At 70.1% G+C, this 15034-nt stretch carries 15 protein-coding genes; 9 read left to right on the top strand and 6 right to left on the bottom strand.

Going from position 1 to position 15034, the window contains the following annotated elements; translation table 11 throughout:
* Positions 1-9 precede the first annotated feature (9 nt).
* Positions 10-345: an ANTAR domain-containing protein gene (locus OOK07_RS01985; RefSeq protein ID WP_266794777.1), complete on the top strand. Its 336-nt coding sequence runs from the start codon at positions 10-12 to the stop codon at positions 343-345.
* Positions 346-379: 34 nt separating this feature from the next.
* Here OOK07_RS01985 and OOK07_RS01980 read toward each other — a convergent pair whose 3' ends face one another.
* Entirely contained in the window at positions 380-1174 is a 795-nt protein-coding gene (locus OOK07_RS01980; protein ID WP_266676259.1) for a SigB/SigF/SigG family RNA polymerase sigma factor, read from the bottom strand.
* Between the two features lie 251 nt (positions 1175-1425).
* Between OOK07_RS01980 and OOK07_RS01975 the strand changes: the two genes are divergently transcribed.
* The 4 genes from OOK07_RS01975 (at position 1426) to OOK07_RS01960 (ending at position 4267) form a co-directional block, all read left to right on the top strand.
* On the top strand, positions 1426-1878 hold the full coding sequence (locus tag OOK07_RS01975) for a MarR family winged helix-turn-helix transcriptional regulator (protein ID WP_266794776.1): 453 nt from the start codon (positions 1426-1428) through the stop codon (positions 1876-1878).
* Entirely contained in the window at positions 1875-2735 is an 861-nt protein-coding gene (locus OOK07_RS01970; protein WP_266794775.1) for an ABC transporter ATP-binding protein, read from the top strand. Before OOK07_RS01975 ends, OOK07_RS01970 begins: the two co-directional genes overlap by 4 nt.
* Complete coding sequence (locus OOK07_RS01965; protein WP_266794774.1) at positions 2695-3555, top strand: ABC transporter permease; 861 nt, start codon at positions 2695-2697, stop codon at positions 3553-3555. The genes OOK07_RS01970 and OOK07_RS01965 overlap by 41 nt, the downstream gene beginning before the upstream one ends.
* A 190-nt stretch (positions 3556-3745) precedes the next feature.
* Positions 3746-4267, top strand: a complete 522-nt coding sequence (locus tag OOK07_RS01960; protein WP_266794773.1) for a hypothetical protein — start codon at positions 3746-3748, stop codon at positions 4265-4267.
* Positions 4268-4294: 27 nt separating this feature from the next.
* On the opposite strand, the gene hemC is transcribed toward OOK07_RS01960, so the two are convergent.
* On the bottom strand, positions 4295-5230 hold the full coding sequence (gene hemC / locus OOK07_RS01955) for a hydroxymethylbilane synthase (RefSeq protein WP_266676249.1): 936 nt from the start codon (positions 5228-5230) through the stop codon (positions 4295-4297).
* 74 nt (positions 5231-5304) lie between these two features.
* On the opposite strand from hemC, the gene OOK07_RS43595 reads away from it, so the two are divergent.
* Positions 5305-5763, top strand: a complete 459-nt coding sequence (locus tag OOK07_RS43595; protein WP_406311222.1) for an ArsR/SmtB family transcription factor — start codon at positions 5305-5307, stop codon at positions 5761-5763.
* 57 nt (positions 5764-5820) lie between these two features.
* Here OOK07_RS43595 and OOK07_RS01945 read toward each other — a convergent pair whose 3' ends face one another.
* A complete protein-coding gene (locus OOK07_RS01945) occupies positions 5821-6888 on the bottom strand; it encodes an aromatic acid exporter family protein (protein WP_266794772.1) in 1068 nt (355 codons plus the stop codon).
* Positions 6889-7153: 265 nt separating this feature from the next.
* On the bottom strand, positions 7154-7771 hold the full coding sequence (locus tag OOK07_RS01940) for a TOPRIM nucleotidyl transferase/hydrolase domain-containing protein (protein WP_266794771.1): 618 nt from the start codon (positions 7769-7771) through the stop codon (positions 7154-7156).
* Between the two features lie 322 nt (positions 7772-8093).
* On the opposite strand from OOK07_RS01940, the gene OOK07_RS01935 reads away from it, so the two are divergent.
* The gene (locus tag OOK07_RS01935) at positions 8094-8573 is read left to right on the top strand and encodes a flavin reductase family protein (protein WP_266794770.1); all 480 of its coding nucleotides are present in this window, start codon (positions 8094-8096) and stop codon (positions 8571-8573) included.
* Positions 8574-8795: 222 nt separating this feature from the next.
* Positions 8796-10988 carry an MMPL family transporter gene (locus OOK07_RS01930; RefSeq protein WP_266794769.1) on the top strand — a complete coding sequence of 731 codons (2193 nt, stop codon included), beginning with the start codon at positions 8796-8798 and terminating at the stop codon, positions 10986-10988.
* 410 nt (positions 10989-11398) lie between these two features.
* On the opposite strand, the gene abmR is transcribed toward OOK07_RS01930, so the two are convergent.
* Positions 11399-11950, bottom strand: a complete 552-nt coding sequence (gene abmR, locus OOK07_RS01925) for an ATP-binding transcription factor AbmR (RefSeq protein ID WP_266794768.1) — start codon at positions 11948-11950, stop codon at positions 11399-11401.
* Between the two features lie 324 nt (positions 11951-12274).
* Here abmR and OOK07_RS01920 point away from each other — a divergent pair, with 324 nt between their 5' ends.
* Positions 12275-12709 carry a protease inhibitor gene (locus tag OOK07_RS01920; RefSeq protein ID WP_266794767.1) on the top strand — a complete coding sequence of 145 codons (435 nt, stop codon included), beginning with the start codon at positions 12275-12277 and terminating at the stop codon, positions 12707-12709.
* 683 nt (positions 12710-13392) lie between these two features.
* Here the strand turns inward: OOK07_RS01920 and OOK07_RS01910 are convergent.
* Positions 13393-14895: an MFS transporter gene (locus tag OOK07_RS01910; protein WP_266794766.1), complete on the bottom strand. Its 1503-nt coding sequence runs from the start codon at positions 14893-14895 to the stop codon at positions 13393-13395.
* Positions 14896-15034 lie beyond the last annotated feature (139 nt).

Raw genomic sequence — 15034 nt, 5'->3', positions numbered from 1 at the left:
TATGGACGAGTGGCACAGGCACCGCGCGAACCGGCGGACGAGACAGCCCGCATCTTCGAACTGCAGGAAGAGGTCGACCAGCTGAAGGATGCGGTCGCCTCGCACGCCGTCGTGGACCAGGCCATCGGGATGATCGTCGCCCTGGGCCGGGTGACGCCGGACGAGGGCTGGGCGGTGCTGAAGGACGTGTCCCAGCACACCAACATCAAGCTCCGGAATGTCGCGGAACTCATTCTCATCTGGGGTCGCAACGGCGAGATGCCCCCGGACATCGGCGCCGAGCTGGAAGACGCGCTGGACCGCTACGGCCCCACGCAGATCCCCGGGGCCCCGCCGGAGCGGTGAGGCGACGGGCCGTGCGGGGCCGGACGCCCACGGCTCAGCCGGCCTCCGCGAGGAGTTCCTCGCGCAGCTGGGCGAAACAGCTGCTGAGCAGGCGTGACACATGCATCTGCGAGATGCCGAGCTGTTGCGCGATGCGGTTTTGCGTCATGCCCCTGAAGAACCTGAGATAGAGGATGGTGCGCTCGCGCTCCGGGAGTGCCAGGAGGCAGGGCCCCACCGCCACGCGGTCGACCACGACGTCATACGCCGGATCGGTGCTGCCGAGCGCGTCCGCAAGGGCGAATCCGTCGGTGCCGGGCATCTCGGCGTCCAGCGACAGCGCGGTGAAGCACTCCAGGGCCTCCATCCCCGCCCGCACCTCGGCCTCGCTCAGCTGCGCGTGCCTGGCGATCTCGCTCACGGTGGGTGCACGCCCGGGGATCGTCTGGGACAGCTCCTTCGCGGACTGCCGGACCCTGTTGCGCAGGTCCTGGACCCGGCGCGGCACATGCAACGTCCACATGTGGTCGCGGAAGTGCCGCTTGATCTCGCCGGTGATGGTCGGCACCGCGTACGCCTCGAAGGCGTGGCCGCGTGCGGGGTCGTAGTGGTCGACGGCCTTGACCAGTCCGAGTGCCGCGACCTGATAGAGGTCCTCCAGGGCCTCGCCGCGCCCCTTGAAGCGGACGGCGATCCGCTCGGCCATGGGCAGCCAGGCACGGACCAGGTCGTCCCGGAGCCGCCGGCGCTCAGGGCCGTCGGGCATTCGGGCGAGTCTTTGGAAGGCTTCGGCGGTGTCGGGGGCGTCGTCGTGCGGGTGGGGTTTCGCTCTGTCGCTGGTGACACGCATGGTGCGCACCTCCCTGCGGCGGTGCTGAGGGGACGGACAGACACCATGGGAGACACAGGCCCGGAACGGCGGAGGACGTCCGGAGCCGGATGACTCCCACGGACGTGCCTCCAGTCCGAAGCACGTAGTGCGAATGCCCAGATCGGAAACTTTAAAACAAACAGGATGAATGGGGCGCCCACGCGGCCTTCGTCAGGCGCTTGACCGTCCTTTGGGTTCATTACCTCTGCTACAGAGATAACCTGCTGAGTGTGGAACCGGAAACCTTCCCGGACGAGCTGATCGACGCCCTCATCGGTGTCCAGCGGCTCCTCAGGCGCCGTCTGCGCCCGCAGATCGCCCCGCAGCTGCGTGGCGCAGAAATCGAACTGCTGCGCCTGGTCGTGACCCGGCCCGGCGTCGGCATCTCCGACGCCGCCAAGGAGTTGCACCTGGCCGGCAACTCGGTGTCGACGCTGGTCAACCAGTTGTCCCGGCAGGGCTATCTGGTCCGCGAGACCGACCCCGGCGACCGGCGCGCCGCCCGGCTGATGCCGACTCCGGCGGCCGTGGCCCGCCTCAACGAGTGGCGCAAACGGCGCGCCGAACTCGTACGAGGCGGGCTGTCCCGTCTCCACGAGACGGACCGGGAGGCACTGCGCGCGGCCGTTCCGGCCCTGCGTGAGCTGGCCGACAACCTGCACGAGGAGGCCGAGAAGTCATGACGCAGGACGCTGACACCGGTCGGGCCGAGGCCGTCACCTGCACCGGACTCGCCTACGCCTTCGGCGAGACCAACGCGGTCGACGGACTCGAACTGTCCGTGGGGGAGGGCGAGGTCTTCGGACTGCTCGGCCCGAACGGCGCTGGGAAGACGACCGCGATCCGGTGCATCACCACGCTGCTGCCGGTGCCCGCCGGAACGGTCCGTGTCTTCGGCTACGACGCGGCCAAGGACCGGATGGCCGTACGTCGCCTGCTCGGGTACGTGCCGCAGCAGCTGTCCGCCGACGCGGGCCTCACCGGCCGCGAGAACGTCGCCCTGTTCGCCCGCGTCTTCGACGTCCCCCGCGGCGAACGCGCCGACCGCGTCGGCCAGGCCCTGAGCGCCGTGGACCTCACCGACGCCGCCGACCGGCTGGCCGGCACCTACTCCGGTGGCATGGTCCGCCGGCTCGAACTCGCGCAGGCACTCGTCAGCGCTCCCCGTCTGCTGATCCTCGACGAGCCGACCATCGGCCTCGACCCGATCGCCCGCACCGGCGTGTGGGAGCACATCAACGCCGTACGCGCCGCCACCGGCATGACCGTGCTGGTGACCACCCACTACATGGACGAGGCCGACCAGTACTGCGACCGGGTCGCCCTGATGCACCGGGGCCGCATCCGGGCGCTCGGCACCCCGGACCAGCTCAGGGAGGGGCTCGGTGAGCGCCGGCGTGCCGGCGGCGCCGCGGCCACGGACCCGCTGCCCACCCTGGAGGACGTCTTCCGCGAGGTCGCGGGCAGCGGCCTCGACGACCAGGCAGGAGATTTCCGCGATGTCCGAAGCACCCGCCGCACCGCGAACCGCGTCGGCTGACCCCACACGCACGGACGGCATCGACCTTCTTCTGCGGCCGCCCCAGCCCCGCGCGGGCTGGCGGGTGCTGCCCGCCCGGGTGGGGGCGATGTGCGCCGTCGAACTGCAGAAGCTGCGACACGACCGCACCGAGCTGTACACCCGCGCGGTGCAGCCCGCCCTGTGGCTGCTGATCTTCGGTCAGACCTTCACCCGGATCAAGGCGATACCCACCGGCGGCATCCCCTACGTCGACTATCTGGCGCCCGGCATCATCGCGCAGTCCGCGATGTTCATCGCCATCTTCTACGGCATCCAGATCATCTGGGAGCGGGACGCGGGCATCCTCAACAAGCTGCTGGTCACGCCGACTCCGCGGTCGGCGCTGATCACCGGCAAGGCGTTCGCGGCCGGAGTGAAGTCCCTGATCCAGGCCGTCGTCGTCGTTCTCATCGCCGCGCTGCTCGGAGTGGCCCTCACCTGGAACCCGCTGAAGCTGCTCGGTGTCGCAGGGATCGTGATCCTCGGATCCGCCTTCTTCTCCTGCCTGTCGATGTCCATCGCCGGCATCGTCCTCAGCCGCGACCGCCTCATGGGTATCGGACAGGCCATCACGATGCCGCTGTTCTTCGGCTCCAACGCCCTCTACCCCGTTTCGATCATGCCTGGCTGGCTCCAGGCCATCAGCAAGATCAACCCCTTGAGCTACCAGGTGGACGCCCTGCGCGGCCTTCTCCTCGGTACGCACGCGCACCTGGCCCTCGATTTCGGGGTGCTGTTCGTGGCCGCCGCGCTCGGCATCACCGCCGCGTCCTCGCTCCTCGGCCGGCTGGCCCGCTGATCATGTCCCGGAACGTGATGTGCGGCACGCACGTGTGCACGTCCGTCCCGCCCGTCCTTCAGTTCTTCCTGCGCAGCGCTTGATCACTGATCAAGGGAGTGAATTCGCTGGCCACAGCGCATTCTGCTCATTTGACAGTGCACTGAGCGCACAGATAGGAAGCAGCTCTCTGAGGTCGAAGAGGTGGACTGTGTACGAGCCGAACGTGGTCGGGGACTGGCAGGAGTACGACGAGCATGCCGGCCTGCGTGTCCGCGTCCACCGCCTGGAAGCCGCCGAGCCGCCGCGCGGGCGGGACGACGCGGCCGAGGGACTCACGTACTTCAGTGTCCGCGTGACCGTCGAGAACCGTGGCAGCGGGCACTCCACCATCCATCTCGAGGACGGCCAGATCGACGTGCGGATCGGCCCCGACGGTGAGGCCGCGTTCATCGACTGGCGCAACTCGCAGTTCATCGAGGGCTTCGACGTCTATCCGCTGCGCCGGGCCACTGCCGTGCTGTTCGCGGCAGGCCCCGAGGCGGGCCTCGGCCAGGTCGACGTGCAGATCCAGCTGCGGGTCGACGAGGAGTGGGCCGACCGCCGGCTGTGGGCCGGCGGCATCGGATTGCACGAGGACGCCGTCGGCGCCCACACGGGCCAGGCACGGGACAGCGTGGCCCACCAGGTGAGCAACTTCCTCAGGGACCAGGCGGAAGAGGGCACGGCCTGAGCCGCGCCCGCCCGGTCCGCTCCCGCCTCAGTGCGGGATGCCGTCGATGATCTCGCGGGCGCCCTGACGCAGCAGGGCCACGGCGACCGACGTGCCCAAAGTCGCCGGGTCGAGCCGGCCGGCCCACTCGTGGGCGTTGAGCCGGGTCTTGCCGTCCGCGGTGAACACGCAGGCACGCAAGGACAGTTCGCCGCCGCGGTCCACGCGCGCGTACCCGGCGATCGGGCTGTTGCAGTGCCCCTGCAGGACGTGCAGCAACATGCGTTCGGCGCTGGCCTCCCGGTGGGTGTCCGGATCACCGAGTCCGCTGACCACGTCGATGACTTCGGTGTCGCCCTCCCGGCACTGCAGGGCGAGGATGCCCGCGCCGATGGACGGCATCATCGTCTCGGGGGAGAGGATCTCGCTGATCACGTCCTCGCGGCCGATGCGTTCCAGGCCCGCCACCGCGAGCAGCAGCGCGTCCGCCTCGCCGGCCGCCAGCTTCGCCAGCCGCCGGTTGGCGTTCCCGCGGAACGGCACGCACTCCAGGTGCGGGTGGGTGGCGGCGAGCTGGGCGACCCGGCGCACCGAGAAGGTACCGATCCGGGTCCCGTCCGGGAGCTCGTCCAGGGTGAGGCCGCCCGGATGGACCAGGGCGTCACGGATGTCGTCACGCTTCAGGAACGCGGCGAACGTCGTGCCCGCCGGCAGCGGCCGGTCGGCCGGCACGTCCTTGAGGCAGTGCACCGCGAGATCGGCCTCGCCCGCGAGCAGCGCGGCGTCCACCTCCTTGGTGAACGCCCCCTTGCCCTCCACCATGGACAGGGCGCCCATCCACTTGTCACCGGTCGTCTTCACCGGCACGACCTCGGTGCGCACACCGGGATGCAGGACCGCCAACTCGGCGCGGACACGCTCCACTTGGGCGAGCGCCATGGGCGAGTCGCGGGAGACGATACGGATCAGCTCGGGGACGGACATGCGGACACGATAGACCCCCGGACCGGGGCGCCCGTACGGCCCCGCTCGATCGCGACCCGAATCACGCCACAGGGATGCGCGCACGCGCCCCGTTCGTCCTGCCGGGCCTCGGCGTGCACGGCAACCAGGCCCGGGACGCGCACTCCATGCGTCTACGGCGGCTCTGCGAACGCGCGTGCCGGCTTGCCCTCGGGCCAGGTCAGCACGGCGAGGGCGCCCACGGTGAGTATCCCGCCGGCCAGGAAGGTGCCGCGCGCGCCGGTGAGCGGCAGCAGGCCTTCGCCGAGGAGCGCACCGGCGGCCACACCCGCGTTGAAGGCCGCCGAGTTGGCCACCGCGCCGCGCTGCTCACCACCCTGACGACTCCCGCCTCCACGTCGCAACTCGCCGCCCGGCACACCCTGGCCCCGTCCACGGTGTCGTCCCATCTGACGGCCTTGCGCGCGGCGGGGCTGCTCGATGCGCGGCGCCAGGGTTACTACGTGCTGTACCGGCGCACGGCCTTGGGCGACGCGCTGGTGGCAGGCGGATAGGGGCTCCCGCGGGCGGGCGGGATCTCGGACGGGCTTCGGACGGGCCTCAGAAGGGCCTCAGACGGACCTCTGCGTCGAGTCCTGCCGGATGGACGAATCAAGGTGTCCGGCCAGTCGCTGGGTCTGTAGAAGAAGGGCGCCGTACGCCGAGGCCTCCTCGGGCACGCCCGACACGGAGCCCGGTGTCTGCCGACGCATACCGTCCGCGGTGGCGCGCAGTTCCCGGGCGGCCTGCTGCAGTGCGGCGTCGTGCTCCCGGCCGAAGCCGCTCTCCCCGTACAGCCGCACGACCCGGGCCGCCCGGGCCAGAAAGCCGGCGTAGCTGTGGATCAGCGGCGGACGGGACCAGTGCGTCGGCCGGTCCTCGTTGGCTGCTTCGAGCAGGGTGCGGGCGAGTTCCGTCGTGTGCGCGGCGGCGTAGTCCAGCACGACCATCGCGTCTTCTTGGTTCCTGTCCGGCGGCGCTGCGGCGAGGCTGCGGCGCCGCACGTTTCCCCAGAGGCTCTCCCGGCTCCAGCCGACGGCCGACCGGCACTCTCCCACGAGGTGCTGAAGGTGCAGGGCCCGCTCGTGCCAGCTCTTCGCCTCGTGGACGCCCCACCGCCCGTCGGACAGGTGCCCGGACGTCTCGTCGAGGAGTGTCCAGGTCTTCTGAGCGGCTTCATGGAGCGCCGCGTGGGCATCCCGCAGATAGACCGGCGGCCGGATGAGCGCGTTGACCCCGATGCCGACCGCCGCTCCGAAGGCGGCCTCGGCGATCCGGGCTGCGGACGCCACCAGTCCGACGTGCGTGTCGGTGAGCACGAAAAGCGCCCCGGTGGCCGTGTAGATCCCCTGCCGGCCGAGACGCCACCAGGAACCCAGGAGCACGACCAGGGGGAGAACGAGACCCATGGCGCCCATCCTGTTGTGCATCAGCAGCGCCAGGACCGTGGCCATGATCGTTCCCGAGGCGATCGCCGCCAGCTGCTGCAGAGCATGGGTGACGGACTGGTAGACCGTCGACTCGACGAGCAGGATCGCCACCCAGGGCGCCACGAACGCCATGGGCGCGTGCAGCCACCAGCCGACCACCGCCCAGGACGCCCAGGCCGCGAAAGCGGCCTTCATCGCCTGCGCGACCATATCCCGCTCCCTGCAGGGGCCCTCCCATGCGCGCTGTACGGCCTGTCCCGCGCCCCGCACTTTCGTGGGCACGGCCCAGGCCGCGTCCGACCTCCCAGCCATGAACGTTCCCGTCCCCGCAATCGCCGCTTCGTGCCAGGGGAATCCAGTTCCCAGGGCGGCCGGACCGAAGCAGACGGGTCCGCGCGGATTCGGTGGGGAGCCTGCGGTGCGGCTGGACGACACGCACACCCGCATCGCGTTCGTGGTGCGCGCCGACGAGCGCTCAGAGGCCGGCGAGCAAGGAGTCGAGCGGGGCGGGCACGCGGTCGGGGTCGAGGGCCTCGACGAGGACGCGGCCGTAGCGGATCTTGCGCCCCTTCTTGGTACCGAGGAAGCGCCGCAGCTGTTGCTGTGCGGTGCGGCCCTGCTGTGCGGGCTGGCGCAGGAAGGTCTGCAGGGCGCGCAGGTCGCCTTCTGCCCGGACGAGTTCCTCCACCCGGGCCACGCCCAGCGCCCGGATGAGCTCGTCCTCGAGATCTGAGGCGCAGACGAAGAAGCCGTCCTGTGCCGCGCCGACCCGCTCCAGGGCGCGGGCGTAGTAGCGACGCTCGCGTTCGTCGCACAGTCCCGTGAGACGAAGACCGAGACCGGGTGGTCCGAGGAGGTCGGCGAACCGGCCGACGCTCATCGCCCCGCCCATCGGCAGGACGCACACTCCTTCGGCGGCCAGATCCCGGCCGTGACGCGTGGCCAGCGCGCCGACCGCCGCGGCATCGCTCGGCCCTTCGAGCAGGACCGCCGCCCGGAGGGGCAGCCGTGCGGACAGCTCGCGCGCGAGGTCGCCGGGGCCACCGGCGGCCCAGACGGTGACCGCTTCCCGGAACGACCCCATGTCAGCCATGCGACGAGTCTCGGCTCGTCACCGGCCTCGGCGCCAGGGGATTTCCGCGGTGCCTCGGTCGTCGGCGAGCGACCAGGGCGTACGCGCAGGTCGTCGGTGAGTGGATCAGGTCGTCCCTGAGGAGTTCGGCGCGGCCGGTCGGCTCGGACGCTGCCACGACCAAGCCGGGACTCGCCCGTCCGGGAACGACTCGGCGGATTCTGCGGCGGGACGCCTACGCTCGTGAGCCGCGGTGGAGGGGAGAGTGGACGGGGGACTCGGGCGGTGTACAGGGGGAATGAGATGCGGACAGGGGGAGTGAGATGCGGAGTGAGGAAGCAGCATGACGGACGTCGACGCCTTCACGAGCCGGCTGAACCCCGACATGTGCGTGGTCACGGCCGCGACGGATGCGGAGCGGTCGGGGTGTCTGGTCGGCTTCGCCTCGCAGTGCTCCATCCGGCCGGTGCGTTTCGTGGTGTGGCTCTCCAAGGCCAACCACACCTACCCAGTGGCCTGTGCCGCGGACTGTCTGGCCGTTCACCTGCTGACCCGTGACCAGCACGAGCTGGCGGCACTGTTCGGCGGGCGGACGGGCGACTCGGTCGACAAGTTCGCGCGGGTGCCGTGGAAGCCCGGGCACGGCGGGTCGGCGGTCCTGGAGGATGCCGCGACCTGGTTCGTCGGCACCGTGGACCGGCGCGTCGACGGAGGCGATCACGTCGGGTTCGTCCTGGCGCCCGTGGAGTGGGGCGGCCGCGCCGGGGGCCCCTTGCTGCGGCTCGACGACGTCCTCGACATCAGCCCCGGCCATCCGGCATGACGCCGGCCGTGCTTCTGTGCAACAGCCCCGCCGTGCGCCGTGCGCCGTGACGGAATATCACGTTCCGCGACCACCCCTGAGGGGCCTGTTTCATGGTCACTACAATATGAGCTCAAGACAACCATTCGGCCGGCCCGTTGGACGCGTGCCGGCCGGGGTCGCCGATGCCAGGGTCCGCTCCCCGGGCTGCGGTGATCTTCCTGCCCAGGAGGACCATTCCGCATGTTCCGACGTATTGGCACCACGGTCGTCCGACATCCCGTCTGGACGATCGTGGCATGGCTGATCGCGGCGGTGGCGATCGTCGCCACCGCACCGAGTCTGCCCTCGAACAGTGACGAGAGCAGTTTCCTGCCCAAGAGTTATGAATCGATCAAAGCGGCGGATCTCCAGCAGAGGGCGTTCCCCAGCGCCTTCACCCCGTCCGCGATCGCGCTGTACCAGCGCAGTGACGGCGGCAGGCTGACCGCCGAAGACAAGCAGGACGTCGCCCGGATCACCACCGAACTGGGCAAGAAGCACATCGACCAGGTGCAGAAGGTCGTCCCCGGCCTGCCGTCCAAGGACGGCAGGTATGACCTGACCCTGGTCCAGATGGACAGCAAGAACGCCGGACAGCCCAAGCAGGCGGATGCCGCGAAGGTGCTGCGCGAGGACGTCAAGGAGCTGGCCAAGGGCACGAACCTGGACGTCAAGCTGGGCGGCTCCGCCGCGCAGGCGCTCGATCAGCAGGATTCCTCCAAGCGCGGCCAGGCCCTGATCGGCATCGGCACCTTCGTGATCATCCTGGTCACCCTGCTGATCATCTTCAGGGCGCCGATCCTGGCCCTGCTGCCCCTGATCACCATCGGCCTGGTGTCCGCGATCGCCAACGGGCTGATCGCGTACGCCACCAAGCTGTTCGACCTGCAGGCCAACAGCTCGATCTCGTCGATCCTGATCGTCGTGCTGTTCGGCGTCGGCACGGATTACTTCCTGTTCCTGATGTTCCGCTACCGAGAACGTCTGCGAGCCGGGGACGAGCCCAAGTCGGCCATGGTGAACGCGGTCGGCCGGGTCGGCGAGGCCATCGCCTCGGCCGCCGGCGCGGTGATCATCGCCTTCCTCGCTCTCGCCCTGTCCACGCTGGGATTCCTCAAGCAGATGGGCCCGGCGCTGGCCATCGCGGTCACCGTCACGCTCATCGCGGGCCTGACGCTGATCCCGGCCGTGGTGTCGCTGATCGGGCCGAAGGTCTTCTGGCCCTCCAAGTCCTGGCAGCGGGAGCCGGAGAACGCCCGTTTCGCCGCCCTCGGCCGTGGCGTGCAGCGCCGCCCGGCGCTGACCGCCGTGCTCTCCGGCCTCGTCCTGGTCGCGCTGTCGCTCGGCACCCTCGGTTACAAGGCCACCTTCGACCTGGCGTCCGGGTCCATGCCCAAGACCAAGGAGTCGATGGTCGTCCAGGACGAGATGCAGAAGGCGTACTCGGCGGGCGCGGCCGCCCCCACGGACGTCTATCTCTCCAGCACCGACGGCAAGCCGCTCGACAAGGGCGCCTTCACCGCGTACGCCCGGAAACTCGGGGCCGTGGACGGCGTCGCGAGCGCCCGAATGAGTCAGGTGAACAAGGACGGCACCACCGCCGACTTCACCGTCACCCTCAAGTACGAGGCGTCGACGGACAAGGCGATCGACGCGGTGGGCGCTGTACGCGACGTCGCCCACTCCGGCGCACCTGACGGCACCGAAGCCCTCGTCGGCGGTATGTCCTCGATCTACAAGGACATCGACACCGCGGTCAATCACGACTACCGGACCGTGTTCCCCGTCGCCGCCCTGCTGATCATGCTGATTCTGGGGCTGCTGCTGCGCAGTGTGGTCGCGCCCTGGTATCTGATCGCCTCGGTGGGTCTCGGCTTCGGCGCAACTCTCGGCGCCACCGTGTGGATCTTCCAGGAGGGCCAGGGACACTCGGGGCTGATGTTCATGCTCCCCGTGATCATGTATCTGTTCGTGGTCGCCATCGGCACCGACTACAACATCCTCATGATCGCCCGGCTCCGCGAGGAGGCGCGCGAGGGCCGAGATCCGCGCGAGGCGGCCGGCATGGCGCTCAAGTACACGGGTCCCACCGTGGCCGCGGCCGGTTTCATCCTGGCGGCGACCTTCGCCACGATGATGCTGGCGGGCAACGCGCTGCTCACGGAGATGGGTTTCGCGGTGTCCTTCGGCATCGCCGTCGCCGCCTTCGTGATGGCGATGTTCTTCACACCCAGCCTGACCGCACTGATCGGCCACGCGGCGTGGTGGCCGGGACACGGCGACCGCGCGGAGGGACCCACGGCCGAAGCAGGCGCCGGATCGGTCGGTGCCGGGTCGCACCCGGGCGGAGGCCGGGACACGGCAGTGCAGGACCCGGCGGGACGCCGGAACTAGTGCCGGGGCGATAGCGGCAGTGTGAACGCATTTGACGACAGGTGACGACAGGTGTCTGCCGGGCCCGCACGGTCCGGTGGACACCGTCGGAGCCTGTCGTGCCGTCGGAGCCCACCGTGCCGGATGCCCGCTGCACGACCGCGAGGGCCTGCCGATGCCCGACGTCCAGAGCCGAGGCTTCCTCGGCCGTCGGACGGGCCGGTGCGGCATGCGCGAGGGCTCCGCGGGCCCGCGGGCCGACGAACTGGCCCGGGATGTCGGTGAACGGCACACCGATGAGCGCGGACACCCACCAGGCGGTCGTGCCGCGCAGGTTCCAGCCGTGCGCGAACCGATAACGGCCGCCGTCCCGGCCGTACGGCGGAGGACGGTTCATCCCTCTTCGGCGCCGTGGATATGTGAATCCTCGATCACTCGTCTTCGGCCGGGGCGTCCTCCAGTTCGGCGTCGGGACCCTGGGACCGCACCCGCTGGACGTGTTCGAGTGAGTCCCGCAGCTCGGTGAGCCAGTCGTCGGTGTGGCGTTGGACCAGGCGGACGCACCAGGCGAGGGCGTCGCTGCGGCTGCGGGCGACACCACCGGCGATCAAGGTGTCGAGGACCTGCCGCTCGGGCTGGCGCAACCGGGTCATCACGGGCGCGGCGACATGGGTGAACAGGGCGCGCTCACCGCCGCACTCCACACCCCACGAGACCTTCCGCTGGAACCGGTGTTCGGCCTCGCGGGCCACCTCCATGCGCGCCTCACGCGTGCGCTCCCGGAACTCCTGGATCCGGCCCTGTACCGCCGCCTCCCGCTCGGCGTCCGAGGCGCCCTCGGCGAGCCGGGGCTGGGGGATGCGGCCGATGACGGTGATCTCCTCGCGGTCGACCGTGAGCTCGGCCAACTCCTCGAAGAGGTCCTCGGGGACGCGGCCGGCGAACCAGCCGCGCAGCTTCTCCTGCTGCTCTGTCGTAATCATGTAATGACGATTACGCGACTCACTCATGAACGCAAGGGGCCGTGGGGGAGTCAGCCGACAGCTCAACCGGAATGTTTCAGGCCTATTAACGAAGCGCTGGAAATCGGCCACTTGGCTGCTTCGGGCGATCAAGAACCGCTCAGTTCCGGGGTTTGAACGGTCGAATTCCGTGACTTCACGCCACTGATTCAATACGCAAGGTTACCGAAACGCATGGGGTCGACGTGTGTTTCCGCGTCGGACTCGGCAGACTCGCGCTCGCCGGTCCGGCACCAACCCTTGAACGGTCCGGTACACCTCGAATCCAGCGGAAGGATGCACACAATGCGGAACACCGCGCGCTGGGCAGCAACCCTCGCCCTCACCGCCACCGCCGTCTGCGGACCCCTCACCGGAGCCGCCCTCGCCACCCCGGACGCCGCCCCCGCCTCGCTCTACGCCCCCTCGGCCCTGGTGCTCACGATCGGCCACGGAGAGAGTGCCGCTGTCGCGACTCCGATGCGCGCCGTCACCCTGACCTGCGCGCCGAAGGCCTCCGGCACCCACCCGGCAGCCGCCCAGGCGTGCGCCGAACTGCGCGGCACCTCCGGTGACTTCGACACCCTGACGGCGAGAACCGACGCGCTCTGTACCAAGCAGTACGACCCCCTCGTGGTCACGATCGACGGGGTCTGGCAGGGCAAGCGCGTCTCCTACGAGCGGACCTTCGGCAACGAGTGCGTGAAGAACTCCTACGGGACCAGCGTCTTCGCGTTCTAGGACCGGGATCGCGGATTCCTCGCGCGCATCAGAAGTGGCCCGCAAGGTGGGGAGTGCGAGTCCCTGTCGCGAGGTACCCGGCGATCTCGCACCGGGAGTCGGTCGGGCGGAGTGGGGCCGCCCGCCGACTCCTGGGATCGCGTCCGCCCCTCCCCGGGGTTCCCGGGGAGGGGCGGAGGTGTCCCAGCAGTCCCGCGGCGCCCGGCAGCCGGTGGAGGCGGGCCGCAACGGAGACGATGCGCAGCCGGCCGCCGCGCGCCCTGGCCCGAGTCCCGGCCCGGCACAGCGCGCGAAGGCCCGAACACCTACTTCTACGTGTACGGGGCATGCGTAGGGCGCGTCATGCACCGTGCGTCCGGTGAGATCCCGACTGCGACTCTCAGTCGCCCTCGGACTTCTCCCGGGCCTGTGTGCTGGGGCTGATCGCTTCTGCGGCCTCGCCCCTGCGGCGCCGCTCGCCGGCGGACTCGCGAGGGTGGCTCCCGGTCTCCTCTTCGCCCGGCCGCCATCCGGTCAGCCATCAGGGCAGCAGGACGACCACGGTGCCGGGCGCGGCGAACAGGAAGACCGTGCTGCCGAGGCCGCCGCCTCTTTGCGCATACGACCACCAGGGCAGCGCACAGGGGCCGCCGTCTCCCTGCTGACGGCGGCCCCTCGGACCAGTACGGCTCGGACCGGAACGGTCACATGTGGACGACCGGTGCGGCGTCCGCGTCCTGCTCGGGCACACCGCGGCGGAAGAGCAGGAAGGCGATCACCGCGCCGACGGCGAACAGGCCCGCCGACCACCAGAAGGCGGTGGTGTAGCTCTCGATCGTCGCCCGGGCCTGCACCAGCTTGCTCGTCGCGTCCTTGCCGGCCAGGTAGTCGGTCGCGGCGCTCGCCGCCAGGGTGTTCAGCAACGCCGTGCCGATCGAACCGCCGACCTGCTGCATCGCGTTGACCGTGGCGGAGGCGACGCCCGCGTCCTCGGCGGCCACCCCGCCCGTGGCCAGCTGCATCGCCGCCGGCATCACGAGGCCGAGGCCGACACCCGTGACGATCAGCTGCGGCAGCACCGCGCTGACGTAGCTGGAGCCGACGCCGATCCCGGTCAGCCAGGCCATGCCGACCGCGGAGACCGCGAAGCCCAGCGGGACGACCACCTTCGGCCCGATCCGCGGCACCAGGAGCGTGGTGCCGAGCTGTGCCGCCACCATCAGCGCACCGACCATCGGCAGGAACGCCACGCCGGTCTTCGTCGGGCTGAAGCCCAGGTTCAACTGCAGGTAGTAGGTGAGGAAGAGGAAGACACCGAACATGCCGCCGCCGGAGATCAGCACGGCCAGGAACGAGGCCGCGCGGTTGCGGTCCAGCAGGATGCGCAGCGGCAGCAGGGGGTGGGCGGTACGGGTCTGCCACCAGGCGAAGGCGGCCAGCAGTACACCGCCGGCGATCAGGAAGCCCCAGGTCAGGGCCGAACCCCAGTCGTGCGTCTCCGCGTTGGAGAAGCCGTAGACGAGCGAGAACAGACCGGCGGCGACGAGCGCCGTGCCGGGTACGTCCAGCTTGGAGTTCTCGGCGTCGCGGTGGTTGGTCAGCAGCAGCCAGCCGCCCGCGAAGGCGACGACGGCGATCGCCACGTTCACATACAGCGTCCAGCGCCAGTCGAACGCGTCGGTCAGCACGCCGCCGAGCAGCAGGCCCACCGCTCCACCGGCGCCGGCGATGGCGCCGTAGACGCTGAACGCCCTGGCCCGCTCCCGGGCGTCGGTGAAGGTGGTGTTGAGGAGGGAGAGCGCGGCCGGTGCCAGCAGCGCGCCGAAGGCGCCCTGCAGGGCACGTGCGGTGACCAGCATGCCGAAGCCGTTCGCGGCACCGCCCAGCGCGGAGACCACGGCGAAGCCGACCACGCCGACCAGGAAGGCCGTCTTGCGGCCGAACAGGTCGGCTATCCGGCCGCCGAGCAGAAGCAGGGACGCGAACGCCAGCGCGTACGCGGTGACGATCCACTGCCGGTTGCCGTCGGAGAATCCGAGGTCGGCCTGGGCCGAAGGAAGGGCGATGTTCACGATGGTGGCGTCCAGCACCACCATCAGCTGTGCGAGGGCGACGACCGCGAGGATCCACCAGCGCTTGGCCGAGGCCGAGGGCTGCGCCTCGACGGCGCCCGGGCGGGTGTCGTCGGTCAGAGTCTTCTGGGACATGGGAGAACCACTCCAGGGAAGTCGTTCGGGTTCGTTGGAACACGTGAGAACAACGCGGGGTAAAGGAAACCTAAACGAAACGGTTTCGTACACCTAGAGGCTAGACCACCCCGAGCGAAACGGCAACGTTTCGCTGGCT

Origin of the sequence: Streptomyces sp. NBC_00078, from assembly GCF_026343335.1 — a bacterium.
Classification (GTDB): domain Bacteria; phylum Actinomycetota; class Actinomycetes; order Streptomycetales; family Streptomycetaceae; genus Streptomyces.
This window is presented reverse-complemented; position numbering and strand designations above follow the sequence as displayed.